Below are 25,637 nucleotides of genomic sequence, written 5' to 3'. Positions count from 1 at the left end.
TCATTTGGCCCTTTTATCCTCATGGTAGAAGGGCTTTTATTTTTGATCGTCAATCAACTCAAGTTTAGGCCAACGTTGAAGCCATTGCTTTTGAATTATTCGATCCCAAAAGGTCTCATAGCTCACCAAACGTGGATTCCAGCGCAATTTCAACTCAAATAAATCATGAAGTCCAAAAGGTGCCACGATTTCAAGCTGGTCGTGCACATTTAGACGAACCGCAACAGCTGTCGCAGTTTCTGGCCATGCAGAAAGTGCCTCGATTAATGACGTATAAGCAGGTATTTTCTGTCCATTTTTATCTAAATACCAATGATGTACAGTAGCCTGATTCACCACATCCCACTCATTTAAAGGAAATTGTCTTTGTAACTCTTGTTGAATCTGTCGTTCTTGATCTTGATTCGCCTCGGGATTATAAAAAATCACATCTATTTCCATCTGTTCAAGCTCATATGACTGATGATGTAACGTAGACCAGACTAATTGTCGGATTACCCCAGCACTCACATAGCAATGTTCATTGATGGTGCGTAATGCTTTTAAATATTGATATAGTAAAGCTTGGCTCAGAATTAGAGATTTAATTTTGCGATCATAAGACGCTGAAATTCTACTAAATTTTGACATATCATCTATTTTCTTGAATTAAATTTATACAGTTTGGCAAGTTCCTTGCATCTTATTCTGAAAAAAAAGCCGAGATTTAAGGACTCTTGATTGAGTCCTTAAATCTCTTATCTTCAATGCGCAATAATCCTTGTCTTGGTTTTCATATAAACACTGTAATTCTCAGGAAATACGGTACAATCAATCGAAAAAATTACAAGTTGTAGGTTCTTAGATGTCTTCTTCTGCTCAAACCACCATCGTTCGTGGTCGATTTTTAGATATCCAGTCTTTGGTAACGCAGGCACACCAGATTGCTGAACAAGTTCGTTACGTTGAGGATGGTGTACTCATCAGCGAAAATGGTCAAATTAAATGGTTTGGTAAATGGCAGGATGCACAACCTCATCTTCCTGAAAATATTGAAATTCAACATTATCCTGAGCAACTCATTGTACCCGGGTTTATTGATACCCATATCCATTATCCACAAACTGAAATGGTGGGTGCGTATGGTGAACAGCTTCTCAGCTGGCTCAATACCTATACATTTCCAACCGAACTACAATTCAAAGATGCAGATTATGCACAAAATATTGCCCATTTTTTTGTACACGAACTTTTAAAAAATGGCACAACAACCGCATTAGTATTTTGTACGGTACATCCTGAATCTGTAAATGCCTTATTTGAAGCGGCTGAACGCATTCAGATGCGTCTAATTGCTGGCAAAGTACTTATGGATCGTCATGCACCTGAAGACCTCTGTGACACCCCCCAAAGTGCCTATGAAGACTCTAAAGCATTAATAGAAAAATGGCATGCTAAGGGCAGGGCGTTGTATGCGATTACTCCACGTTTTGCCCCAACATCCACGCCAGAACAACTGGAAAAAGCGGGGCAACTGAAACAGGAATACCCTGATGTCTATGTACATACCCATTTAAGTGAAAATAAAGATGAAATTGCGTGGGTAAAATCACTTTATCCTGAGCAAAAAGGTTATCTGGATGTGTACCATCATTATGGTTTAACAGGTCAGCGTTCTGTATTTGCGCATTGTGTCCATTTAGAAGATGAGGAATGGCAATGTATGCATCAAACTGACTCAGCCATCGCTTTTTGCCCCACCTCAAATTTATTTTTAGGAAGTGGTTTATTTCCCTTGAAAAAAACCTGGGAACAAGGTGTTAAAGTAGGCTTGGGTACTGATATTGGTGCAGGGACATCCTTTAATCTGTTACAAACAGTCAATGAAGCTTATAAAGTACAACAACTACAAGGGGATAAGCTTTCTGCCTATGAAGCGCTTTATCATGCCACGATAGGCGGAGCAAAAGCGCTAGATTTACAGGATAAACTGGGTAACTTTGATATCGGTAAAGAAGCCGATTTTGTGGTTCTTAACTTGCAAGCCACAGCATTGCAGAGCTTACGTCAATCCCGTGCGAAATCACTCGATGATGCATTGTTTGCTCTGTTTACCATGGGCGATGATCGAAATATTGAGGCGACTTATATTTATGGACAATGTGCCTACCAAAAAAACCAATAAATCGGCAGTGAAATCTAAACCGTGGCTGAAATGGACAATTCTAGCAGTGGCATGCGGCTTGCTGCTAAAACGCGATCAACCTGATCAGGAAAAGCCATAGTTACAATGAATCATCTGAGAAAGGATGCATCATCTGTTTTTTTGTTTTAAAATTTGCAGATGAATTGAAGATTTCAGGGTGTTGCAGGTCAACACCTTTTTTATTTTTAACTTTTGCGTTTTAGGTATCTACCCCATGACCGTTCCAATGAGCGTAATGATCTCAACTGAAGACATTCAGGCCAAAGTCAAACAACTCGGTGAACAGATTAATGCTCACTATGCCAATAGCCAAAAAGATCTGGTGTTAATTGGTTTATTACGCGGCTCCTTTATTTTTATGGCAGATTTATGCCGAGCGATCGAAAAACCACATGAATTAGATTTTATGACGGTTTCCAGTTACGGTGGTAGTACTACCTCAAGCCGTGATGTCAAAATTTTAAAAGATCTGGATGGTGAAATTCGCGGCAAAGACGTATTGGTAGTGGAAGATATCATTGATTCTGGCAATACCTTAAGCAAAGTTCTAGAAATTTTGGAAACACGTGGGCCTAATTCTATTGAGCTATGTACGTTAGTAAGTAAACCCTCTCGCCGTGAAATTGAGCTTGAAGTCAAGTTTTTGGGCTTTGAGGTTGAAGACCGATTTATCGTCGGGTATGGTCTCGATTATGATCAAAAATATCGTCATTTACCTTTTATTGGCGAAATTGGTCTTTAATTTAAAATGACGCGTTTTGCGTCATTTTTTATAGCTATTATTATCGATACAGATCACACAAAAACGCTACAGGATGTAGCAGTCCTTTACTATCACCCTGATTTAAAACAGTTCAATATAGCATAACAAGCACTTGTAAAACCAGAATAAGCACAACAAGGAGAATATCTTATGTGGTCATTTATCGTTGCTATTGTTGTCGGTTTTATTGCGGGTCTCATTGCACGCGCCATCCATCCTGGTGAAGACAAAGCAGGATTTATTGTAACGACTTTACTCGGGATCGCAGGTTCCTTATTAGCTACTTATGGTGGACGCTTTTTGGGACTTTACGGTGAAAACTCCAGTGCAGGTTTCATCGCCTCGATTATTGGAGCCATCATTATCCTGTTTATTTACAATTTAATTAGTAAAAAAGCAGCTTAAAGATCAATCTCGAGCAAAAGCACCTTTCGGTGCTTTTTTTATTTATTTTTTTGATTATTATAATTTAAACTCTTTCCATAAATCCTCAATCTGTTGCGCAGATTGAATCCCAGCGGCTTTAAATCCATTTGAAAAAATTAGGGTTGGTGTTCCTTGTATTCCTAACTCCTGACCAAGTTTTAAATTTCGATCAATGGGATTCGCACAAGTTGCTGCACTTTGCGGGGAAATACCTTTACGAATAAGATTATTCCATGCATAGGCTCGGTTTGCTTCACACCAAACCTGTTTGGAAGGTTGAACAGATTGGCTACGAATTGGATAAATAAATGTATAAATCGTGACATTGGTTAGTTGGTCAAACTGATTTTCCAGTTGCTTACAATATGGACAATTTGGATCAGAAAAAACTGCAATTTGACGCTTTCCATTTCCTTTTACTGTCTTGATAGCATCCTGTAAAGGCAAACGACTCCAATCTATCGTTTTATTTTTTACTACTAAATCTTTAGTCAAATTATGCTGATCGTTTAAACGGATCATGGAACCAATCAGGATATGCTCAGCATTTTCACCCATGTAAATAATCTGATTATCCAGTGTTGCACTATACAAGCCCTGCATCTCAGTTTTTTGAATATTTTCGATATTTAACTTAGGATATTTTTGTTTTAGTTGGGCTTGCACGTTTTCTACATTGGCTTGACTTGAAAAAGCCCATGTACCCAATAAGATGGCCAGTAAAATTTTATACATTGCATCACGCTCAACATAAATCAAAGCGGTATTGTAAAATAAACAGGTTGAACCTCTGTTATATTTTCTTTGAAACTTTAACAGTGGTGCTTATGTTTCACGTGAAACCTTTTTTAATGAACTAAACTCACAGATTGAGTCGTTTAAAATTACAATCATTTTCACACAACTTATACGCAACCTAATTGAAATAGGTTTAAGCTGAATAGATTCCGAAACTCTCCATACACTCATGATCAAAACATCATGAGTGTTTTTTTATTTTCCGATACAAAATGATCCAAAAATCTTACCTAATAGATCATCCGCACTAAAGTCACCCGTAATTTCACCTAATGCATTTTGCGCTAAACGTAAAGATTCAGCGACAAGCTCACCTGCATGGAAAACCACCAGCTGCTCACGCGCCTCATCCAGGTAGTGCTGAGTGCGTTTCATTGCGTCCAGATGACGTGTTCTGGCAATAAATGTGTCTTCCTCTGGCTGAAAACCTGCATGCGCTGTAATCGTCTCTATGAGACCTTGTACACCTGTTTCTTGTTTGGCCGATACCATGACATGCCGAAAACCCTGATATTGATCATTGCGTGCTGTTTGTTCAATTAAATCACACTTATTACCAATTAAGATCAAACGCTTTGGTTCAAGATGATCTTTAAAATATTCCTCTGCAAGCTGCAAAGGATCATCTCTTTGACTTAAGTCATATACCAGTAATAAAAGATCTGCCTGTTCGATCTCTTTAATCGCACGACGAATGCCTTCTTTTTCGACAATATCACCTGTTTCCCGTAAACCTGCAGTATCAGTCAACGTAATTGGCAACCCATTTAAACTTATTTTTTCATGCAAAACATCACGGGTGGTACCAGCAATATCTGTCACAATCGCTCGCTCATTGCCTGCCAAGGCATTCAATAAACTTGATTTCCCTGCATTTGGCTTACCCGCGATCACCACTTGTAAGCCTTCGCGTAGCAATTGACCTTGTCGTGCTGATTGCTGAACCGCTTGAACCGCTTGTTTGACATTATCCAGCAAAGCCAAGATTTTGCCATCGGCCAAAAAATCAATCTCTTCTTCTGGAAAATCAATCGCAGCTTCAACATGTAAGCGTAAATGAATTAACTGTTCTAAAACCGTATTAATTTTGGTTGAAAAAGCGCCCTGTAGCGAACGAACAGCGGAACGTGCGGCCGCCTGTGAGGTAGCATCAATCAAATCTGCAATCGCTTCGGCCTGTACTAGATCCAGTTTTCCATTTTCAAAGGCGCGCATGGAAAACTCACCCGCTTTGGCAGCCTTAGCTCCCAATTCAAATAAACGAGCCAGCAAAGCATTTTGAATAACAGGCCCACCATGCCCCTGTAACTCCACAACATCTTCGCCTGTAAATGAATATGGATTTGGAAAGCACAGTACTAAACCCTCATCCATTACTTCGCCAACCGCATCATAAAATTGGCGAAAACCAGCCATACGTGACGCAGGTAAAGTTTTTCCTGTTAAAGCCTGAGCTATGGCAAAAGCTTGAGGCCCAGAAAGACGAATTACCCCCACACCACCACGACCAGGAGGGGTGGCAATCGCAGTAATGGTGGTTTGTGCATGCATAATGGTGACCTAAAAATAGTACAAAACTTTGAAATAAAAAATCCGCTCAAGATTATCATCTTAAGCGGATTTTATCAGCCCCTATGAGCTAGAAGAAGTTTAAGAACTCGCTTCTGGTGCAGCTGGGCGATTTTTAGCAACGTTTTTATTGATAAACCATTGCTGAAGAATCGTAATACTGTTGTTCACAATCCAATACAAGACCAAACCTGATGGGAAGAACAACATGAATACGGTGAAAATGATCGGCATAATACGGAATACTTTAGCCTGCATTGGATCAGCAGGTTGCGGATTCAGCATTTGCTGAATAAACATCGTCGCACCCATCAATAATGGCAAGATAAACCATGGATCCATTGCTGATAAATCCTGAATCCAGAGCATCCAAGGCGCATGACGTAACTCCACACTTTCCATTAATACCCAGTACAGGGCAAGGAAAATTGGCATTTGCAGCAACAAGGGTAAACAGCCTGAAAGCGGATTGACCTGCTCACGTTTATAAAGCGCCATCATTTCCTGAGAGAAACGCATGCGATCTTCACCAAACTCTTCTTTCATGCGTTGCATCTCAGGTGCAATTACACGCATTTTTGCCATTGAACGATAGCTTTTTGAAGATAGTGGCCACAGAATCAATTTAACTAAAACGGTCAAAAGAATAATTGACCAACCCCAGTTTCCTACAATGCTATGGAAAAATTGCAGCCCAAGGAACAGTAATTTAGCAATCGGCCATAACCAACCATAATCAACCGTTTGATTCAAACCAACCGCCAAATCTTTCAGTTCGGACTGGATTTTTGGACCCGAATAGAAAGTAGCATCGACCGTCATTGTTTTACCCGCAGGGACATTAATTGTCGGCGAAGTAAAACCAATCAAGTTCATATTATCGGCAGATTTACGTGATTCTAATTTAGCAGTATACGCTTGATCACCAAAATGACCCGGAATCCAAGCACTAACAAAATAATGTTGCACCATCGCGACCCAACCGCCTTTGGCATCAACATTTAATTTTTCATCAGAGAAATTAGCAAATTTCAGCTTATTGTAGTGTTCTTCAGGTGTCCCCCAAGCGCCACCAAGGAAAGTGCCCAAGGTAAAGATACCCTGGTCAGATTTACCTGGATCTTCTGAGTTATCACGCTTGATCTGTCCAAACATCTGACCTTGCCAGTTTTGCGCACTACGGTTCACCACCTGATAGCTTACAACCACTGGATAATCACCCTGCTTAAAGGTGAAACGCTTAATGATTTCAACACCATCAGCCGTTTTATAGACCATTGGTACCGTCAGAACTTTTTCAGTTTTGCCGTCTTTGTTTTGACTGTCTTTAGCATCTGCCAATGTGTACGTAGCTTTTTCAACTTCATACTGTGGACGACCTTGGCGACTACTATCCGGACCATTTAATCCAATTAAACCAGATTGAGCCACATAAGTGCGTTTGGCATCGCTTTCCAGCATCACAAAAGGCTGGTCGCTGTTTTTGTCTTTATCATGATTGAGTAATTCAATACGCACAATATCACCACCTTTAGGATTGATCCAAAGGTGATAAAGGTCAGTTTGTACTGAAATAAGCTGTTGATTCACAGGTGCTGTGGCATCTGTAACTTGTTGCGTCGCAATATTCGCTTGTGGCACATCTGTCGATGTCGCCGTAGTCTGGCTATTTGGCAGGTCCGCAGAAACTTCATGGGATGCAACAACTGCGGCAGGCGCAGGCTGAGCTGAAGTTGTGCTATGACCATAATCTTTTTGCCAAGCCAAGATAAGCAAATATGCTGTGACAAACATGGCTCCGAGAATCGCAAACCTGGCCCATTGTTGCATATCAATTATCCCAAGTGGTTAAAGTGATTTTGGTTTAATAAACGCTCACGAAAGGGTACAGCAACGTGAGGCTTTTGAGAATCTATTTGCTGAAATGAAATAAAACGAATTACTTTTGTAGGTACAGGATCATATCCACTTCCTCCCCAAGGATGACATCGACAGACACGATTAAACGCCAACCAACTTCCTTTGATCGCACCATGTAAATGAACTGCTTCTAGTGCATATTGCGAACAGGTTGGCATATAGCGACAACGAGGTCCAAGCAAAGGACTCAAGGCAATTTGGTAAAATCGAATCAACCAATGCAGGATAGATACCATTGGTCATCTCTAATTTTGATGTGAGGGAGAGACAGCGTTTTGATGCTTGTGAGCAAGACGGTTTAATTTACGCCAAGCCAATTGAAGTTGCTGAGTCAGATCAGCATTGGATACTGTTTCGATGCCCAGTTTTGGCATCACTACAATATCAATAAGCGCTAATTGTTGTTGATGCAAACGAAAGCTTTCACGTGCAAGTCGTTTTATTCGATTTCTTTCGTGCGCACGACGCACTTTTTTTTTGGCAACAACCAATCCTAAACGGCTTTTACACTGTTCAGAAGGTTTTGCCAAAAATAAAAAATGGGGTTGATGCACTTTAAAAAGCGCACCATCAAACACACTTTTAAAATCAGCAGCGCAATGTAAGCGTACATTTGTACCGAAGCTATAAAGTGCCATAACACCCGATCGTGTAATAATAACGATTTAAATAAATTAAACAGTTAAACTGTGACGACCTTTTGCACGACGGCGAGCTAATACTTGACGACCAGCTTTAGTTGCCATACGAGCACGGAAACCATGAACACGTTTACGTTTTAGTTCAGAGGGCTGAAAAGTACGTTTCATATCGAAACTCCCAAATATGATCTTTCTGTAAAGGTTCGCGATTTTATGGTGCTAAACCTGCGCTGTCAATGAAAAATCAAAAAGTTTACATTTTATTCAGTGTTATCTAGGTCAATAAAATTTGTCTAAGCCCAACTTCATATCGGTATCTACAAAAAATATACACAACCTAATTCATTAAATTTACTCTTGTTTTATTTATACCCACAGCTTATTCTCATATTTATCAACAGTTTTAATGTTAGTTTAAAACAAACTCTGGGTATTTGAATTTAAATTCATAACTCGCTAAATTATCCACAGCAATCTGGATGCTATTAATTAAATTCAAATTTTAAAATTTAAATTTATTCTTATTAGGGACCATTTTTTCTGTGGAAATCTTAATTTTAAATTTAATAATCATGATATTAAGCTGTGAATAACTATGTTTTTATAAAACTTATAGATTGTGGATAACTTATTGTGTAAAACTATCCCCAGCTTATGATAAAACTTATCCACAGCAGGTTTGAATTTAAATTTAAAGCGTAAAAGCATTCTTTTTGAACAAACTATGTCGTTTCGTTCATGACAGATGTGGATAACTTGGTTAGAATGGCGACCCCTTCGTTAAAGAATGGGGGAAGGTGTAGTTTTGAATTTAAAAAGAAATAGGGGAATCACATGCTGTGGACAGACTGCTTAAATCGCTTGCGACAAGAGCTCTCTGATAATGTCTTTGCGATGTGGATCCGCCCTCTAGTTGCCGAGGAGGCGGAGGACACCTTACGTTTATATGCTCCAAATCCTTATTGGACACGTTATATTCAAGAACATCACCTTGAATTAATTTCAATTCTTGCTGAACAATTATCCGAAGGACGTGTTCGTCAGGTGGATATCTTGGTTGATTCACGCCCTGGGGCAATTTTGTCCCCAACCGAACAACCTGCAACGACAACTGCTGCATTAAATACAGTTGCAGCACCTACTCGGGTAAAAAAAGAAGTTGTTGAGGTCACCTCCACAACAACTGCAAAAAATTTGAATTCAAAAAAACGTTTACTTAATCCGTTATTCACTTTTTCGCTTTTTGTCGAAGGTCGTTCTAACCAGATGGCAGCCGAAACCTGTCGTAAGGCATTAACTCAACTTGGTGCTTCACAGCATAATCCATTGTTTTTATATGGTCCGACAGGTCTGGGGAAAACCCATTTAATGCAGGCTGTGGGAAATGCTTTGTTACAGGCCAAGCCAAATGCGCGGGTCATGTATATGACCGCTGAAAGCTTTGTTCAAGATTTTGTATCCTCATTGCAAAAAGGCAAAGTAGAAGAATTTAAGAAAAACTGCCGTTCTTTAGATTTGTTATTGGTGGATGACATTCATTTGTTGGCAGGTAAAGAAGCTAGCCTTGTGGAGTTCTTTTATACGTTTAATGCGTTATTGGATGAGTCCAAGCAAATTATTCTCACTTCAGATCGCTATCCCAAAGAATTAACCGAGTTAGATCCACGGTTGGTGTCGCGTTTTTCTTGGGGACTTTCTGTTGGGGTTGAACCACCTGATATTGAAACACGTATCGAGATATTACTAAAAAAAGCTGAAAACAGTGGTGTTGATTTGCCGCGTAATTGTGCTTTGTTTATTGCCCAGCAAGTGGTTGCCAATGTCCGTGAATTAGAAGGTGCTTTGAATAAGGTGGTTGCAATTGCCCGTTTTAAAGGCTCTCAGATTGATCTGGATGTGGTGAGAGAATCTTTAAAAGATGTGTTGGCTATCCGTGCCCGTACTATTAGCGTTGAAAATATTCAGCGTGTGGTGAGTGAGTATTTTCGCATTCCACTGAAAGAATTGGTGGGTCCTAAACGTACTCGGATTTATGCGCGTCCAAGGCAGTTAGCGATGGGATTGGCTCGTGAATTAACAGGGGATAGTTTTCCTGAAATTGGTATGGCCTTTGGTGGGCGTGACCATAGTACTGTCATGCATGCCTGTGAAAAAGTACAAAGTTTGAAAGATGAAGATCCTATCTTTAACGAAGACTATAAAAACTTATTGCGTTTACTGCAAAGTTAAGTATCTGGGCAGTTGCAAAGTCGTATCAACTCCCGCATAGTACACAGCTAAAAAATGAAATAATGCCTTCAGTTGTTAGAGGAATGAATTGTGCGTTTGAAAATCGCTAAAGAAAGTTTAGTCAATGTTCTATCCCATGTTGTTGGAGCGGTGGAGCGTCGTCATACCTTAAATATTCTTTCAAACGTTAAAATTCAGGCGACTGATCAGGCCTTAACCATTACTGGTTCAGACCTTGAGGTCGAGCTAGTCGCGAGTACCACCCTGGCTGAAGGAGCTTGCTTGCAAGCGGGAGAAACCACAGTTCCAGCGCGTAAATTGATGGATATCTGTAAATCGTTGCCTACCGCGGCGTTGATTGATTTGCAAATTACTGAAGATCAGCGTTGTATTTTAAAATCAGGCAATAGTCGCTTTGTATTGGGCACTTTACCCGCAGAAGATTACCCTTTACTCAATACTGAAAATAATCAGGGTACACAAGTTCAGGTCACGCAACGTGAACTCAAACGTTTATTTGAAAAAACTGCTTTTGCCATGGCAGTACAAGATGTACGTTTTTATTTGACAGGAACTTTGCTAGAAATTGATGAAAATCAATTGCGTGCAGTCACCACAGATGGTCACCGTTTAGCGTTATGTGAGGTTTTAGCATCCTCCAATGCGACACAATTAGTCCAAGCCATTGTGCCTCGTAAAGCTGTTGGTGAATTGCAGCGTTTACTCAGTATTGAAGATGAACAGTTAAGTTTGCTTATTGGTCGTGAATTACTCAATGTAAAAATTACTACTCCGAGTCGTGATAAAGAACAGGGAGATATTACGGTTCGATTTACCACCAAGTTGATTGATGGCAAATTTCCAGATTATCGCCGCGTGATCCCTCGTGGAGGAGATAAACTGGCGCAAATTGCTCATGATGTATTTAAGCAATCCTTGCAACGCGTGGCAATTTTGAGTAATGAAAAATTACGTGGAGTATTCTTAAACTTTAATCCCGATGTGTTACAGCTTCGTGCCAATAACCCTGAACAAGATGAAGCAATTGAAGATTTAGCAATTCAATATCAAAACACCTCTATGGAAATGTCATTTAATGCCCAGTATTTATTGGATGTTTTAAACGTACTGGATGGGGATGATGTTAGTATGACCATGAGCGAAGCCAATCAGTCTGTTTTGGTACAAGATCCTGCACATAGTGATCAAACGTATGTAGTGATGCCGATGCGTGTCTAAAGAACGAATCTGATTATGCATATAACACGTTTAAATATCGAGCGTGTGCGCAATTTAAAAACGGTTGCTCTCTCTGGGTTGCAGCCGTTTAATATTTTTTATGGCGCCAACGGCTCTGGCAAAACTTCAGTGCTAGAAGCAATTCATTTATTGTCGACAGGACGTTCTTTTCGCACCTATACGCCCAAACACTATATACAACAAGGGATGCCTGATGCGATCGTTTTTGCACAGTCAGCCACTGAAAAAGTGGGGATGCGTAAGCTGACGACAGGAGAACAATTAATCAAGGTCAATGGTGATCCAGTGGCGACACAGGGACAATTGGCCAAATTATTACCTTTACAGCATATTGATCCACAAAGTACTGATATTTTGGATCATGGGGCTAAGCCTCGGCGACAAATGCTAGATTGGCTGATGTTTCACGTGGAACCTGATTTTTATACAACTTGGCAGCAATATTCTCGTGCTTTAAAACAACGTAATAGTTTGCTTAAGCATTCTCGCCAGATTTCATTGGCAGAGTTAGAACCTTGGAACAAACTTTTGGCCATGTATGGTGAAATGTTGCATAGTCAACGTACGGTGATGATTGAACAGTGGCAGTTATTTTTACAACAGGATTTACAGAAATTATTGCCTGAAGTGAGTATTGAACTGGATTATCAGGCAGGCTTTCATCAGGAACAAGGGCTCTTAAATGACTTGATTCATTATCATGTTAAAGATGTGGAACGTCGTTATACTGAATATGGTCCACATCGCGCTGATTTGCGTTTAAAAACTTCATTAGGCGATGCCGATGATGTGCTATCACGGGGCCAGAAAAAGCTCTTGATGATGGCTTTAAAACTGTCACAGATTGCAATGTTACATGCGAGTAATAAGGAAACTGTGGTATTATTAGATGATTTGACAGCAGAATTAGACCATGCCGCACAGCGGCGATTAATTGAACGATTAAGCCAGTTAGGTAGCCAAGTTTTTATTACCACTTTAGATCAAAAGGCTGTACAACAGCATTTGAATGATCTGGCCGTATCTTATCAATTGTTTAATGTGGAACATGGTCAGGTTCATGCTGTCCCCATATGATTTTTTTCCCCGCTGGGGATCGATCCATAATTTACTAGGGAGAAACCATGAGTTCAGAGTCTCAATCTGCCTCTCCAACAGAACAATCACACGAAAAGGCGTATGATTCCTCTAGTATCAAGGTATTGCGTGGTCTGGATGCGGTGCGTAAGCGTCCAGGCATGTATATCGGTGATACAGATGATGGGACAGGCTTGCATCACATGGTTTTTGAGGTGGTCGATAATGCAATCGATGAAGCCTTGGCAGGCCATTGTGATGAGATTATTGTCACCATTCACGAAGATGAATCGGTTAGTGTCTCTGATAATGGTCGTGGTATCCCAACAGATATTCACCCTGAAGAGGGTGTATCCGCTGCGGAAGTGATTCTGACCATTTTGCATGCAGGTGGTAAGTTCGACGACAATAGCTATAAAGTGTCAGGCGGTCTGCATGGTGTGGGTGTATCTGTAGTTAATGCGTTATCCAGCAAATTGCAACTGACCATTCATCGTGCAGGGCAAATTCATGAGCAGGAATATCAACATGGCGATCCACAGTATTCCTTGCGTGTGATTGGTGAAACTGACACCACAGGTACAACAGTACGTTTCTGGCCAAGTGCAGACACTTTTAGCCAAACCATTTTCCATGTCGAGATTTTAGCGCGTCGTTTACGTGAGCTTTCGTTTTTGAATGCAGGTGTGAAGATTATCCTGCGTGATGAACGGATTAATCTGGAACATGTTTACAACTACATTGGTGGTTTATCTGAGTTTGTGAAATACATTAACGAAGGCAAAAATCACTTAAATGACATTTTTCATTTTACTGCTGATGCTGACAATGGCATTACGGTAGAAGTGGCCCTTCAGTGGAATGACAGCTATCAAGAAAATGTGCGCTGTTTTACGAACAACATTCCGCAAAAAGATGGCGGAGCGCATTTGGCAGGTTTCCGGGCAGCGTTGACTCGTGGCTTGAATAGCTATCTTGAAAATGAAAATATTCTTAAGAAAGAAAAAGTCAACGTGACGGGTGATGATGCACGTGAAGGTTTAACAGCGATCATTTCGGTTAAAGTACCTGATCCAAAATTTTCTTCACAAACCAAGGAAAAATTGGTATCCAGTGAAGTCAAACCTGCTGTTGAACAAGCAATGAACAAAGAGTTTTCAGCCTATTTGCTAGAAAATCCACAAGCAGCCAAATCGATTGCAGGTAAAATTATCGATGCAGCCCGTGCGCGTGATGCAGCACGAAAAGCTCGTGAAATGACGCGCCGTAAAAGTGCGCTAGATATTGCTGGTTTACCGGGTAAATTGGCGGACTGTCAGGAAAAAGACCCGGCATTGTCGGAACTCTATCTGGTCGAGGGTGACTCTGCTGGTGGTAGTGCAAAACAAGGACGTAATCGTAAAATGCAGGCAATTTTACCACTCAAAGGTAAAATCTTAAATGTAGAGCGTGCGCGTTTTGATAAGATGATTTCCAGTCAGGAAGTGGGTACTTTGATTACCGCACTGGGCTGTGGTATTGGCCGTGAAGAATATAATCCGGATAAATTGCGTTATCATAAAATCATTATTATGACCGATGCCGATGTCGATGGTTCGCATATCCGTACTCTTCTACTGACGTTCTTTTTCCGTCAAATGCCAGAATTGGTAGAGCGTGGTCATATTTATATTGCTCAACCACCACTGTATAAATTGAAAAAGGGCAAACAGGAACTCTATATCAAGGATAATGAGGCTTTAGAAAGCTTCCTGATTTCTAATGCGATTGATGATCTAGAATTGCATATTAGTGCCAATGCACCTGCGATTAATGGTGAAGCGTTAGCAAAAGTCATCGAAGATTATCAAGTTTCGCAAAAAAGTTTACAACGTTTAACTCAGCGTTATCCTGCCAGTTTGCTAGATGCTTTATTGGAAGTGGAACCATTCAAGGCAGATCAAAGTCAGGATCGTCCTTATGTGGAACAATGGGCTGAACAGCTACGTGCGACAATTGAAAAATTACAGCCTAGTTTACGCCCTGAAATTAGTCTGGAAAGTTTTGAGCGTGAAACCCCAGCTGGAGAAAAATCAATTCATTGCTGGCCTCGTGTAACAGTTTATGTGCATAACTTGCCGCATCATTATCTGTTAGATGCTGGTTTGCTTAATTCAGCTGAATATGCGCGTTTACTGAAAAATTCCAAGAGCTGGTTTAAGTTACTGGAAGAAGGCGCGTATTTGCAGAAAGGTGATCGTAAGATCAATGTGAGCAATTTCCATCAGGTCTGGCAGCAAATCTTGCAGGATTCACGTCGAGGCATGATGATCCAGCGCTACAAAGGACTGGGTGAGATGAATGCTGAGCAACTTTGGGAAACTACGATGGATCCTGAGAATCGCAATATGTTGCAAGTAACCATTGATGATGCGATTGAAGCAGATCGGATGTTTAGTTGCTTGATGGGCGATGATGTGGAACCACGTCGTGCCTTTATTGAAGAAAATGCACTTAATGCAGATATTGATGCATAAATGCATTTTTAAATAGCAAAAAAACAGGCGCTAATTGCGCCTGTTTTTTTGAATTTCCCTATTCATAACCACGTCCTGTAACTTGGCTTATTGCCATTGCTGAAACACTTGTTCCGCAGTTTTATTTAGTACGACTTGATTACCCTGAACCTGTTGTACCCATTGAGTAGGAATATAATGATGCTGCCCATTTGCAGATTGATCATTTTTAGCCAGTTTGATTTTATCCTGACCATCTAAATGATCGACAGTTCCGACATGTTGCAGATCTGAACCAACGACTTCGGCATGATGTTGAATATCTTGTACATTGATAGTTGCCATGAGATTGTCCCTCATATTTTCATGATGTTTCATGTATTGACTTGATCTTTGTATCAAGTAGGCAAGTCAGTAACTCAAACTTAAAACAGCATCAGTGCTGTGCCTTAAGACTTAGCCTAAGGATTTTTCCGAAGCTGTGTACAGGGCTTATGTAAACCTTTATAGGTATTTCATCAAAAGATAAGGAATTACGGGTAAGCTCTGTTAATTTATATTTTTATTTAAAATCAATATCTTAATTTTTAAAATCTAAAAAAACTAATAAAAATAAAGGACTATATTTTTAAATGTTTTGATTGAAACACTCACTTTGTAAAATTAGGCAAATGAATGTGTCGGGCTGTAAATCGATACAGCCCTCTGGTCAAACTATCTAACTCAATTATCTAATCAAAAGAACTTTCGAGTTCTTCCAACTGCATCATGAGTTCTAGCATTTGTTCTTCAGCGTGTTCCAGTTTTTGTTTGAGTTCAGTTTGTTCATTCATAAGTTTGAGCAGTTCGTCTTTGCGCTCGCTTTCATAAAGTGAACTATCTCCCAGTAAAACTTCAATTTCACCTAAACGCGGCTGAAATTTTTCAATCTGAGCTTCGTATTTTTCAATATTTTTACGAATAGGTCGTGTTTGTTCTCTACGTTGTGCAGCTTCTTTACGTAGAGCTTCTTTATCCAGTTTTGAAGTTGCGGGTTGAACAGTAACTTGTGAAACAAGAGGCGTGGCAGGTTGTTGCCCTTTTTTGATCATTTCAGTACGTGCTTGACGAAGCCAGTGAGCATAATCATTTAAATCACCGTCAAAACTTTGACTATGACCGTTGTGAACCAGAATTAGTTCGTCACAAACACTCGCAATCAATTGACGCTCATGCGATACCAGTACCACTGCACCTTCAAAATCCTGCAATGCCATAGTTAAAGCATGACGCATATCCAAGTCTAAGTGGTTGGTGGGTTCATCCAGAATGAGAACATTAGGACGTTGCCAGACGATGAGGGCCAGTGCTAAACGCGCACGTTCTCCTCCAGAAAAGCTTTCACTTGGCGTATCCATACGTTCGCCACTAAAACCAAAGCTGCCTAAAAAGGCACGTAAAGTGGCATCACTGATTTTTTTATCGGCAATGCGTGACAGTTGTAGCATTGGACTGGCATTACCATCTAAAGCATCCATTTGATGTTGGGCAAAATAACCGATATTGAGTAACTCAGATGCATAGCGTTGACCTTGAATAAGTGGAAGATCGCCCACCAAAGATTTAATTAGAGTTGATTTTCCGGCACCATTCATACCGAGCAATCCGATGCGGCTGGTGGGTGTAATTTGTAAATTCACATTGGTAACAATTAATTTAGCAGCATATCCAATATCTGCATGTTCCAATGCCAAAAGTGGTGAACTCATTTTAGTCGGTTCACGAAAACTAAAGGTAAAAGGCGTATCCACATGCGCGGGTGCAAGTTCTTGCATCCGTTCCAGTTGTTTGATTCGACTTTGTGCCTGACGTGCTTTGGTGGCTTGTGCTTTGAATCGATCAATATATTTTTGTAAATGTGCGCGAGTTTCCTGTTGTTTCTCAAAGGCTTGTTGCTGTTGTGCTAAGCGCTCAGCACGTGTCGTTTCAAAAGTAGAATAGTTTCCTGTATAAAGTGTGAGCTCTTGATTTTCGATGTGTAAAACATGATCGGTAATTGCATCTAAAAAATCCCGATCATGTGAAATCAGAACCAGAGTTCCTTCATAACTATTCAGCCAGTCCTCTAGCCATAAAATGGCATCGAGATCCAAGTGGTTAGTGGGTTCATCTAACAATAATAAATCTGAACGGCTCATTAAGGTGCGTGCCAAATTGAGACGCATGCGCCAACCACCAGAAAAACTAGAAACATCTAATTGCGATTGATGTTCAAAAAAACCTAAACCTGCCATAAGTTGAGAGGCTTTAGCTGAAGCTGAATAACCATTAATTTCATCAAAACGGCTATATAAATCAGCCAATTGATCATTATTTAATTGTTCTGGAGCATTGAGTTGATTCTGAATGGTCCAATATTCTTCATCTCCAGATAACACGAAATCAATTGCTTTCATGTCTAAAGCTTTAATTTCTTGCGCCATGTGGGCAACAGTCCAAATATTTGGTCGGCTTAAACTGCCACTGTCTGCTTCAATACCACCGAGCAGGGCTGAAAATAAAGTAGATTTTCCAGCACCATTCACACCTGTTAAACCAATTTTCCAGCCTGGATGCAGTTGCATCGATGCTTTTTGAAATAAAACACGTCCGCCGCGGCGAATTGAAAACTGGTCAAGCTGAATCATGGAAATGAACACGCTACATCATAAAAGAAAGTGAATATTTTAAAGGGATATGCAGAAGAAGACAAAGTTTTAGTCAATTTTGCATTTTTTAACGAAAAGATGAAATGTGTCAAAAAAAATTATGCATTTCGTCAGAAAATTTACAGGATTTAAGCCTTAATAGAGCTAAAACTCTATTTTTATTGACTTAAGCTTACTATAGTAATAAGTACAGAACAAAAACTAAGCAAGAACAAGTCGGAAAAGGAATGCGATGATGAATAAAGGACTTTCGATACTGGGTACAACAGTGTTGTTGGGGTGCATGACGACCACTCATGCCCAAATTAACGTCTGTGCGTTTGATTTGTTGGGAAAAGCAGGTGACTCATACAAAATGCTTGAAGAATGGGCATTAGCAGCGAAAGCGTGGAATGCGGATATTAATCTTATTCCACGTCAGGATGAGGCTCAGGCTGAAAAAGATTTTCGTGAAGGTAAATGCGATGGTGTGTATATCACTTCTATGCGTGCCCGCCCGTACAACAAGTTTGCAGGTTCGGTGGATGCACTGGGCGCTGTTCCAAATAATTCTATTGCGCAAAAAGCGATTACTTTCGTATTAGATAAACGTAACAATCATCGATTAACCACAACTATGGATGGCGATAAATACGAAGTCGCCGGTATTGTGCAGATTGGTCAGGCTTATTTGTTTGTACGTGATCGTAATATCAATAATCTTGAACGTGCTAAAGGGAAAAAAATCGCAATCTTGCAGTATGACGAAGCGCAAAAAATTATGAGTCAGCGTGTTGGCGCGGTTCCTGTTGCTTCTGATATTTCAAATTTTGTTGCTCGATTTAATAGTGGGCAAGTCGACATTGTGCCTGCTCCAGCCTACGCTTATAAACCGCTAGAAATTCAAAAAGGCTTGGGTAACAATGGCGCCATGATTAACTTTCCTGTTGCCAATATTACCGCTGATTTGATTATTCGGCAAAACAAATTTCCCAGCAATTTTGGCCCACAATCGCGTAATTGGTTTCTAAATCAGTTACCGAAAAATTTTGCCATGGTGCGCCGTTTAGAAGCCGGTATTCCTGATAAATATAAAATCAATTTATCCAATGAAGACAAAATAAAATATCAAAAATTATTACGCGATGGGCGTATAGATCTTGCAAAACAAGGGATTTATGACCCGAATATGATGACAGTACTTAAACGCGCACGTTGCACAGTTGAACGAACCAACTTTGAATGTTCTCTAAGCGGCGAATAAAAGACCTTATAAAATGACTTTGGAGTTTTCTTATCGAATAAAAAAAGTTTAAGAAAACTCTTTATATTTTAAAGTATTGTTTATATATTTTTTACTGAATATTACTTAAAACAAGAAATTATTCACGATTTTGTACAATAAATATTCATTTTTCCACAAAAAATGGAGTAAATACTCTATTTTTTTTTAAATAACCCGATTAATATTTGCCGTGTAAGGATACTCCTAACTGGAAATTTGGTACGAAGGAATAACAAAATGAAAAAAATCGCATTTGCTCTGGCCGCAACCACTCTTGCTGGTTTTTCGGTAACAGCTCAAGCCGCAACAGTATGTGTATTCGATTTGCTAGGGAAATCAGGTGAGTCGTATAAAATGATGGAAGAATGGGCATTGGCAGCTAAAGGCTGGGGTGCTGATATTACGCTGGTTCCACGTCAGGATGAAGCAGTTGCAGATAATGATTTTAAAGCTGGTAAATGTGATGCAGTAACCATGACAGCCATGCGTGCCCGTCAATATAATAAATTTGCGGGTTCGATCGACTCGTTGGGCGGTGTTCCAAACAACCAGATTGCGCAACGTGCGATTACCTATGTTCTGGATGCGCGTAATGCAGCAAAATTAACCTCAAATCTGGGCGGTAAAAAATACGAAGTTGCTGGCATCGCACCATTGGGTTCGGCTTTCATTTTTGTACGTGATAAAAGCATTAACTCTGTAGAAAAAGCGGCAGGTAAAAAGTTTGCAGTCTTGGGGTATGACGATGCGCAAAAAATTATGGTACAACGCGTAGGCGCACAAGCAGTTCTATCTGATATTTCTAACTTTGCTGCAAAATTTAATAACGGTCAGGTTGATATGGTTGGTGCACCAGCATATGCCTATAAGCCGCTTGAGTTAAATAAAGGTTTAGGCACGAATGGTGCGATGATGAATTTTCCTGTCTTGCATGTAACTGCTGACTTGGTCATTCGCCCTGAAGCATTCCCTGCTGGTTTTGGTCAAAAATCTCGTGATTGGTTCATTAAACAATTGCCGAAGAGCTTTGCCATGATCAATCGTTTGGAAGCGCAAATTCCTGCAAAATACAAGATGAATCTAACACCAGAAGACAAATTGAAATATCAAAAACTATTACGTGATGGTCGTATCGATCTTACTAAACGTGGTGTATATGATGCTGGTATGATGTCTGTGTTGAAAAAAGCGCGCTGTTCAGTAGATAAAGCCAATTTTGAATGTTCAATGCCTGGCGAATAATATTGATTTTATTGGAAAAACTCGGAATTATTTCCGAGTTTTTTTATTTCTAAAATCCTGTCAGTTAAGCCATTGATGCAGATTTAAAAATTGATAATCTAAAACTAAAGAATTAAGTTCACAGGGATCAGTGACGGTAGGGCACCTATATGGTTTTAAACCTGTTATTTGACATCAATGTGAAATTATAGATTTTAATTGGACTGGACTATGTGAAGGTGCAGGACTGCATGTTCATCAAGCAAAAAAAGAACAAAGGCAATAATGGAAGGTATGCATATGAAATGGTCAAAAACGCTCGCAATGACAGCTGGTTTGTTTGCAGCATCGATGGGGGTGCAGGCAAAGCAAACAATCTGTGTTTTTGATTTGGTGGGAAAAAATGGTGATGTCTATAGCCTGATGAAAGACTATCAGTTAGCGGCTAAAAGCTGGGGAGCTGATATTGAACTAAAAGTTAGCCAGAATGAAAGTGTGATTGCAGATGATTTTAAAGCCGGTAAATGTGATGGAGTAAGTATCACGGGTTTACGCGGTCGCCAATTTAATGCCTTTACGGGATCACTAGATGCGATTGGTGCAATTACTGACTTAAAGCTGGCGGTGAAGATTATGCAGGGATTATCAATTCCTGCATTTTCTAAATATATGACACAGGGTCAATATGAAGTAGTGGGTGTTATTCCGATTGGAGATGCTTATTTATTGGTCAATGACCGTAATATCAATACTGTGGCCAAAGCAGCAGGCAAAAAAATTGCTGTTTTAGATTATGACGAAGCACAAAAAATTATGGTTCAGCAAATTGGTGCGCAGGCTGTTAGTGCTGATGTAACTAATTTCGGAGCAAAATTTAATAACCATCAGGTTGATATTATTGGTGCACCAGCAGCAGCATTTAAAGCGCTCGAATTACATAAAGGTTTGGGAACAACTGGTGCGATTGTGAATTACCCTATTTTACAGGTCACTGGAAACTTGATCATTCGACCTGATAAATTCCCTGCGGGATTCGGTCAAAAATCACGTGATTGGGTCAAAGGACAATTACCGAGAGCATTTACGATTTTGGGCAAAATGAAAGCGGATATTCCACAGAAATATTGGATGGATGTGCCTGCTGCGGATCAACCAGGTTATCAAAAGTTAATGCGAGAATCTCGAATTAATCTGACCAAAAAGGGAATTTACGATAAACGCATGATGAAATTGTTATGGCAATTCCGCTGTAAAGAAAATCCGAAAAACTTTGAGTGTGCTTTACAGGACGAAAATTACAAATAATCCTGATACAAATACTCTGAATAAAGTTTAAACTTCCAGAACTGACCATATATTGTGTATGTTATACTGTATATGGTCTTTTTCTTTTTAAGACATCAGATTTAGGTTGAGGAATGTCCATCATGAATGCCCAAGCTCTTGTTATCTCAGATAATGCTGCCAAAAAAGTGCGTCAACTCCGTGACAGCGAAGGGAATCAGGATTTAATGCTACGTGTTTACGTGACGGGTGGTGGTTGTTCTGGATTTTCTTATGGTTTTAATTTTGCTGAAAGCGCCAATGAAGATGATGCCAAGTTTGAAAATGGTGATGTCACCATGTTGGTTGATTCATTGAGTTATCAATACCTGATAGGTTCAGTTGTAGATTATCTTGAAGGTCTTGAAGGTTCTCGTTTTATTGTACAGAACCCAAATGCTACCACTACTTGTGGTTGTGGTTCATCTTTTTCCATCTAAATATTCTCTATAGTCTGATGATCATAAAAAAATCCCCAATTGGGGATTTTTTGTCAAAAAGGATCGATAGCTTAAACACAGGTTATAGTGCCTAAGATACGAAAGTCTTTGGCACCTGTAACAGAAGGCAAGTTACCACTTTGCTGTGTCATGAAGCGCATAGCTAGCCATGCAAATGCGGTCGCCTCAACCCATGTTGGAGATAATCCTAGCACACTGGTACTTTGTACTGACCAATTGTGTTTGCGCAAACGCCAGCGCAATTGCTCCAATAAATGTGAGTTATAAGCACCACCACCACACACGTAAACTTCACCCGTATCAAGATCAGAACGATAAATTGCTTTTTTAATCGCACGAGTGGTGAGTTTCAGTAAAGTTGCTTGTACATTTTCTGGGGTATCTTCTAGCTCATCATATTCCAGCTCATCATTACGCCAGTCTGCAAGCTGATCATCTAACCAGTCAATATTAAAGTCTTCACGGCCCGTACTTTTTGGCGGTTCCTTTGAAAAAAACTCATGGGCTTGCAAACGTTCTAATAGTCCGCGAATGGGTTGACCATAAGCTGCCCAGTTACCATTTTCATCATAAGGGTGGCCAGTATAACGTTCGCACCATGCATCCATTAAAATATTAGCAGGTCCTGTATCAAAGCCATAGACATCTTCAGGCAGCCCTGCGGGCAGCATACTGACATTGGCAATGCCACCCAGATTTAAAATAACGCGGTGAATCGTTGAATGTTGAAAAATCGCTTGATGAAATGCAGGTACTAAAGGCGCGCCCTGTCCACCTGCAGCCATATCGCGACGTCGAAAATCAGAAATCACAGGAATCTGAGTAATTTCCGTAATTATATTGGGATCACCAATTTGCAGGGTAAATCCATGTTCAGGACGATGACGAATAGTTTGTCCATGCGAGCCAATTGCTTTAATTTGATTACGATCTAATTGATTCTTTTCGATCAGTTTATTAATACCTTGACCAATCAGCGTGGCAAGTGTCACATCAGCCTTACCCATTCGATCAATTTCATTATCCCCTGGCAAAGTAAGCGCCATAAGCTCATCACGTAACTCAGGTTCAAAAGGAATAGTCAAAGTTGCATGAAGATGTAAGGGATCAAATGAGGCAGCAACGAAATCGACCCCATCCATGCTGGTACCGGTCATTACCCCAATATAGATCGATGTCATGAGTAACTTCGCCTGCAATCTGCTGAAAAAGTGTTAGTATATCGCACAAATTGAATAACTGATGTGTTTAGGTTTTGTGATGTCAAATTTCTTGCCTGCTGAAGAACAGCTTGCCCTCATTCAACGAGGCACTCATGAAATTATTTCCGAAGAGGATCTGTTAAAGAAACTCAAGGAAAATCGTCCTTTAAAAATTAAGGCTGGTTTTGATCCTACTGCACCAGACTTGCATTTTGGTCACACGGTGTTGATCAATAAGCTCAAAACTTTTCAGGATCTAGGACATGAAGTTACGTTCTTAATTGGCGACTATACTGCCATGATTGGTGACCCAACGGGTAAAAGTGCGACACGTCCGCCGTTGACGCGTGAACAGGTAGAGGCTAATGCCAAAACCTATCAGGAACAGGTTTTTAAAATTCTTGATCCCAATAAAACCAAAGTTCGTTTTAACTCAGAATGGTTTAATCAAAGATCAGCAGCTGATCTCATTCAATTAGCGAGTCAGCAAACCGTTTCACGTATGTTAGAGCGTGATGACTTCACGAAGCGTTATAATAACCATCAGCCGATTGCGATTCACGAATTTTTATATCCACTGGTACAGGGTTACGATTCGATTGCACTTGAAGCTGATGTAGAACTAGGTGGAACAGACCAAACCTTTAATTTATTAATGGGACGTACCTTACAAGGGCGTTATGGGCAGGACTCTCAGGTTTGTATTACTGTTCCAATTCTTGAAGGTTTAGATGGTGTCAATAAAATGTCCAAATCACTGGGCAATTATATTGGCGTATTTGATGCACCAGGTGCGATGTATCAAAAGGTGTTATCTATGCCGGATACGCTGATTGAACGTTATTTTGAGTTGCTCAGCTTTAAATCCATGGATGAGATTCAAGGTCTGCTTAAAGAAATGGCTGATGGTCGTAATCCACAAGAATTGAAGAAAATTCTTGCAATTGAACTGGTCGAACGTTTTCATGGCGCCGAAGCAGCAGCAAATGCTCATAAAGGCGCAGGTAATATTATTACTGACGGTGAAGTGCCAGAAGATACGCCTGAAATTACTATTTCTCGTGGTGAGTTTGGTGGAGAAATCTTTATTGCTTCTATTCTGCGTTTGGCAGGTCTGACCAAAAATGCCGCTCAAGCCAAAGATGCCGTAGCGCGTGGAGCAGTTAAAGTTGACTGGAATGTGGTCGATGCAAATTTTTCAGTGAAAGAGAACAAGACATATATTATTCAGGCGGGTAAAAAAGCCATTGCTCGAGTAATATTTACAGATTAAGTTTGTTAACTTCATAAAAAAAGCAGGCTTTAAGTCTGCTTTTTTTATTTATAAAATATAAGGCTTTGTTAAATTATGAATATGGCCTGTACAACAATGGTGATTATCACTTTGATTATTAGTATAAATACATAAAAATAGTGCAAACACAGTGGAAATTAGATCCATTTTATTCTTTTAGCAAAAGCCAAATAAATCCTGTAAAAAATAAAAAACTACGGTATAAATAAATTAAACAGAAAATCTGCTACATGTTTAAGGAGAATACATTATCTACCCGCAACATTTAGATAAAATTTATTCAATGAAAATGATATGCATGTAGTAAAACTATGATTTAGTGGATAAAAACAACGAGAGGAGAGCTATCCATGGGATTTGATCAACAACACCTCAACTGGCTAATCACTTTTTTATTTGACACAGATCCTGTTGCTATCGAAGAACAACAGTATTTATTAGCACATTATTATCTAGATAAATTAGATGTTGTTGAAAATTACCAATTATCGAGTATGGTCATGTCAAGATTACCTTACCGAGCAAAACTATTTTTCTTTGGGGAAAGCTATGTGGGTAGACAGCAAATGATTCGAGAAGTCATCGATGTACGAGGTAATTACCATATTCATTGACTCATCATATGGATAATACACTCCAAAAAGTACATGTTCACATGTACTTTTTTTTATGATTGGTTTGAAGAATAATCAATTTACGTTCATTTGTTGAACGCTTAAAGCGGAATCGACGAAAAAAAGCGCATCTATTGAAAATAAATGCTTTCAGGGGTTGCGTTGATTTACAAAATGTATAGAATACGCAGCATCCCGACGCGAAACA

The 25,637-nt window shown here is 39.8% G+C and carries 23 protein-coding genes; 13 read left to right on the top strand and 10 right to left on the bottom strand.

Annotated elements, in window-relative coordinates; genetic code table 11:
* Positions 1-36: 36 nt before the first annotated feature.
* On the bottom strand, positions 37-630 hold the full coding sequence (locus IAE20_RS16390; protein WP_200482909.1) for a nucleotidyltransferase family protein: 594 nt from the start codon (positions 628-630) through the stop codon (positions 37-39).
* A gap of 214 nt (positions 631-844) precedes the next feature.
* Between IAE20_RS16390 and guaD the strand changes: the two genes are divergently transcribed.
* From guaD to IAE20_RS16375, 3 genes are all read left to right on the top strand, one after another.
* A complete protein-coding gene (gene guaD, locus IAE20_RS16385) occupies positions 845-2,164 on the top strand; it encodes a guanine deaminase (RefSeq protein ID WP_200482908.1) in 1,320 nt (439 codons plus the stop codon).
* A 235-nt stretch (positions 2,165-2,399) separates the two neighbouring features.
* Positions 2,400-2,927, top strand: coding sequence for a hypoxanthine phosphoribosyltransferase (gene hpt / locus IAE20_RS16380; RefSeq protein WP_200461689.1), 528 nt, complete (start codon positions 2,400-2,402; stop codon positions 2,925-2,927).
* Between the two features lie 171 nt (positions 2,928-3,098).
* The gene (locus IAE20_RS16375; protein ID WP_200461688.1) at positions 3,099-3,353 is read left to right on the top strand and encodes a GlsB/YeaQ/YmgE family stress response membrane protein; all 255 of its coding nucleotides are present in this window, start codon (positions 3,099-3,101) and stop codon (positions 3,351-3,353) included.
* 57 nt (positions 3,354-3,410) lie between these two features.
* Here the strand turns inward: IAE20_RS16375 and IAE20_RS16370 are convergent, their stop codons facing one another.
* The 6 genes from IAE20_RS16370 to rpmH form a co-directional block, all read right to left on the bottom strand.
* Positions 3,411-4,109 (bottom strand): DsbC family protein, encoded by a 699-nt coding sequence (locus IAE20_RS16370; protein ID WP_200482907.1) that lies wholly within the window; start codon positions 4,107-4,109, stop codon positions 3,411-3,413.
* Between the two features lie 258 nt (positions 4,110-4,367).
* Positions 4,368-5,723, bottom strand: a complete 1,356-nt coding sequence (gene mnmE / locus IAE20_RS16365; protein WP_200482906.1) for a tRNA uridine-5-carboxymethylaminomethyl(34) synthesis GTPase MnmE — start codon at positions 5,721-5,723, stop codon at positions 4,368-4,370.
* A 99-nt stretch (positions 5,724-5,822) separates the two neighbouring features.
* On the bottom strand, positions 5,823-7,571 hold the full coding sequence (gene yidC / locus IAE20_RS16360; RefSeq protein ID WP_200461685.1) for a membrane protein insertase YidC: 1,749 nt from the start codon (positions 7,569-7,571) through the stop codon (positions 5,823-5,825).
* A gap of 5 nt (positions 7,572-7,576) precedes the next feature.
* Complete coding sequence (gene yidD / locus IAE20_RS16355) at positions 7,577-7,897, bottom strand: membrane protein insertion efficiency factor YidD (RefSeq protein ID WP_200482905.1); 321 nt, start codon at positions 7,895-7,897, stop codon at positions 7,577-7,579.
* 9 nt (positions 7,898-7,906) lie between these two features.
* Entirely contained in the window at positions 7,907-8,299 is a 393-nt protein-coding gene (gene rnpA, locus IAE20_RS16350; RefSeq protein WP_200461683.1) for a ribonuclease P protein component, read from the bottom strand.
* Between the two features lie 36 nt (positions 8,300-8,335).
* Positions 8,336-8,470 (bottom strand): 50S ribosomal protein L34, encoded by a 135-nt coding sequence (rpmH, locus tag IAE20_RS16345; protein WP_000831329.1) that lies wholly within the window; start codon positions 8,468-8,470, stop codon positions 8,336-8,338.
* 666 nt (positions 8,471-9,136) lie between these two features.
* Between rpmH and dnaA the strand changes: the two genes are divergently transcribed.
* The 4 genes from dnaA (at position 9,137) to gyrB (ending at position 15,384) form a co-directional block, all read left to right on the top strand.
* On the top strand, positions 9,137-10,531 hold the full coding sequence (gene dnaA / locus IAE20_RS16340; RefSeq protein WP_200461682.1) for a chromosomal replication initiator protein DnaA: 1,395 nt from the start codon (positions 9,137-9,139) through the stop codon (positions 10,529-10,531).
* A 90-nt stretch (positions 10,532-10,621) separates the two neighbouring features.
* The gene (gene dnaN / locus IAE20_RS16840) at positions 10,622-11,770 is read left to right on the top strand and encodes a DNA polymerase III subunit beta (protein WP_320159403.1); all 1,149 of its coding nucleotides are present in this window, start codon (positions 10,622-10,624) and stop codon (positions 11,768-11,770) included.
* 15 nt (positions 11,771-11,785) lie between these two features.
* On the top strand, positions 11,786-12,868 hold the full coding sequence (gene recF / locus IAE20_RS16325; protein ID WP_200482904.1) for a DNA replication/repair protein RecF: 1,083 nt from the start codon (positions 11,786-11,788) through the stop codon (positions 12,866-12,868).
* A gap of 47 nt (positions 12,869-12,915) precedes the next feature.
* Positions 12,916-15,384 (top strand): DNA topoisomerase (ATP-hydrolyzing) subunit B, encoded by a 2,469-nt coding sequence (gene gyrB / locus IAE20_RS16320; RefSeq protein ID WP_200461679.1) that lies wholly within the window; start codon positions 12,916-12,918, stop codon positions 15,382-15,384.
* 87 nt (positions 15,385-15,471) lie between these two features.
* Here gyrB and IAE20_RS16315 read toward each other — a convergent pair whose 3' ends face one another.
* Complete coding sequence (locus IAE20_RS16315) at positions 15,472-15,708, bottom strand: DUF2171 domain-containing protein (RefSeq protein WP_200461678.1); 237 nt, start codon at positions 15,706-15,708, stop codon at positions 15,472-15,474.
* A 386-nt stretch (positions 15,709-16,094) separates the two neighbouring features.
* The gene (locus IAE20_RS16310) at positions 16,095-18,029 is read right to left on the bottom strand and encodes an ATP-binding cassette domain-containing protein (RefSeq protein ID WP_200482914.1); all 1,935 of its coding nucleotides are present in this window, start codon (positions 18,027-18,029) and stop codon (positions 16,095-16,097) included.
* Positions 18,030-18,285: 256 nt separating this feature from the next.
* On the opposite strand from IAE20_RS16310, the gene IAE20_RS16305 reads away from it, so the two are divergent.
* The 4 genes from IAE20_RS16305 (at position 18,286) to erpA (ending at position 22,298) form a co-directional block, all read left to right on the top strand.
* Entirely contained in the window at positions 18,286-19,293 is a 1,008-nt protein-coding gene (locus IAE20_RS16305; RefSeq protein ID WP_200461676.1) for a putative solute-binding protein, read from the top strand.
* Between the two features lie 258 nt (positions 19,294-19,551).
* Positions 19,552-20,556 carry a putative solute-binding protein gene (locus IAE20_RS16300; RefSeq protein WP_200482903.1) on the top strand — a complete coding sequence of 335 codons (1,005 nt, stop codon included), beginning with the start codon at positions 19,552-19,554 and terminating at the stop codon, positions 20,554-20,556.
* Between the two features lie 279 nt (positions 20,557-20,835).
* Positions 20,836-21,840, top strand: coding sequence for a putative solute-binding protein (locus IAE20_RS16295; protein WP_200482902.1), 1,005 nt, complete (start codon positions 20,836-20,838; stop codon positions 21,838-21,840).
* Positions 21,841-21,962: 122 nt separating this feature from the next.
* Positions 21,963-22,298, top strand: a complete 336-nt coding sequence (erpA, locus tag IAE20_RS16290) for an iron-sulfur cluster insertion protein ErpA (protein ID WP_200461673.1) — start codon at positions 21,963-21,965, stop codon at positions 22,296-22,298.
* A gap of 71 nt (positions 22,299-22,369) precedes the next feature.
* Here the strand turns inward: erpA and IAE20_RS16285 are convergent, their stop codons facing one another.
* A complete protein-coding gene (locus IAE20_RS16285; RefSeq protein ID WP_200461672.1) occupies positions 22,370-23,500 on the bottom strand; it encodes an anhydro-N-acetylmuramic acid kinase in 1,131 nt (376 codons plus the stop codon).
* A 61-nt stretch (positions 23,501-23,561) separates the two neighbouring features.
* On the opposite strand from IAE20_RS16285, the gene tyrS reads away from it, so the two are divergent.
* Positions 23,562-24,794, top strand: coding sequence for a tyrosine--tRNA ligase (gene tyrS / locus IAE20_RS16280; RefSeq protein WP_200482901.1), 1,233 nt, complete (start codon positions 23,562-23,564; stop codon positions 24,792-24,794).
* Between the two features lie 371 nt (positions 24,795-25,165).
* Complete coding sequence (locus IAE20_RS16275) at positions 25,166-25,429, top strand: hypothetical protein (protein ID WP_200461670.1); 264 nt, start codon at positions 25,166-25,168, stop codon at positions 25,427-25,429.
* Positions 25,430-25,637 lie beyond the last annotated feature (208 nt).

The sequence above is a fragment of the Acinetobacter sp. S54 genome, assembly GCF_016624945.1.
Lineage (GTDB): Bacteria > Pseudomonadota > Gammaproteobacteria > Pseudomonadales > Moraxellaceae > Acinetobacter.
This window is presented reverse-complemented; position numbering and strand designations above follow the sequence as displayed.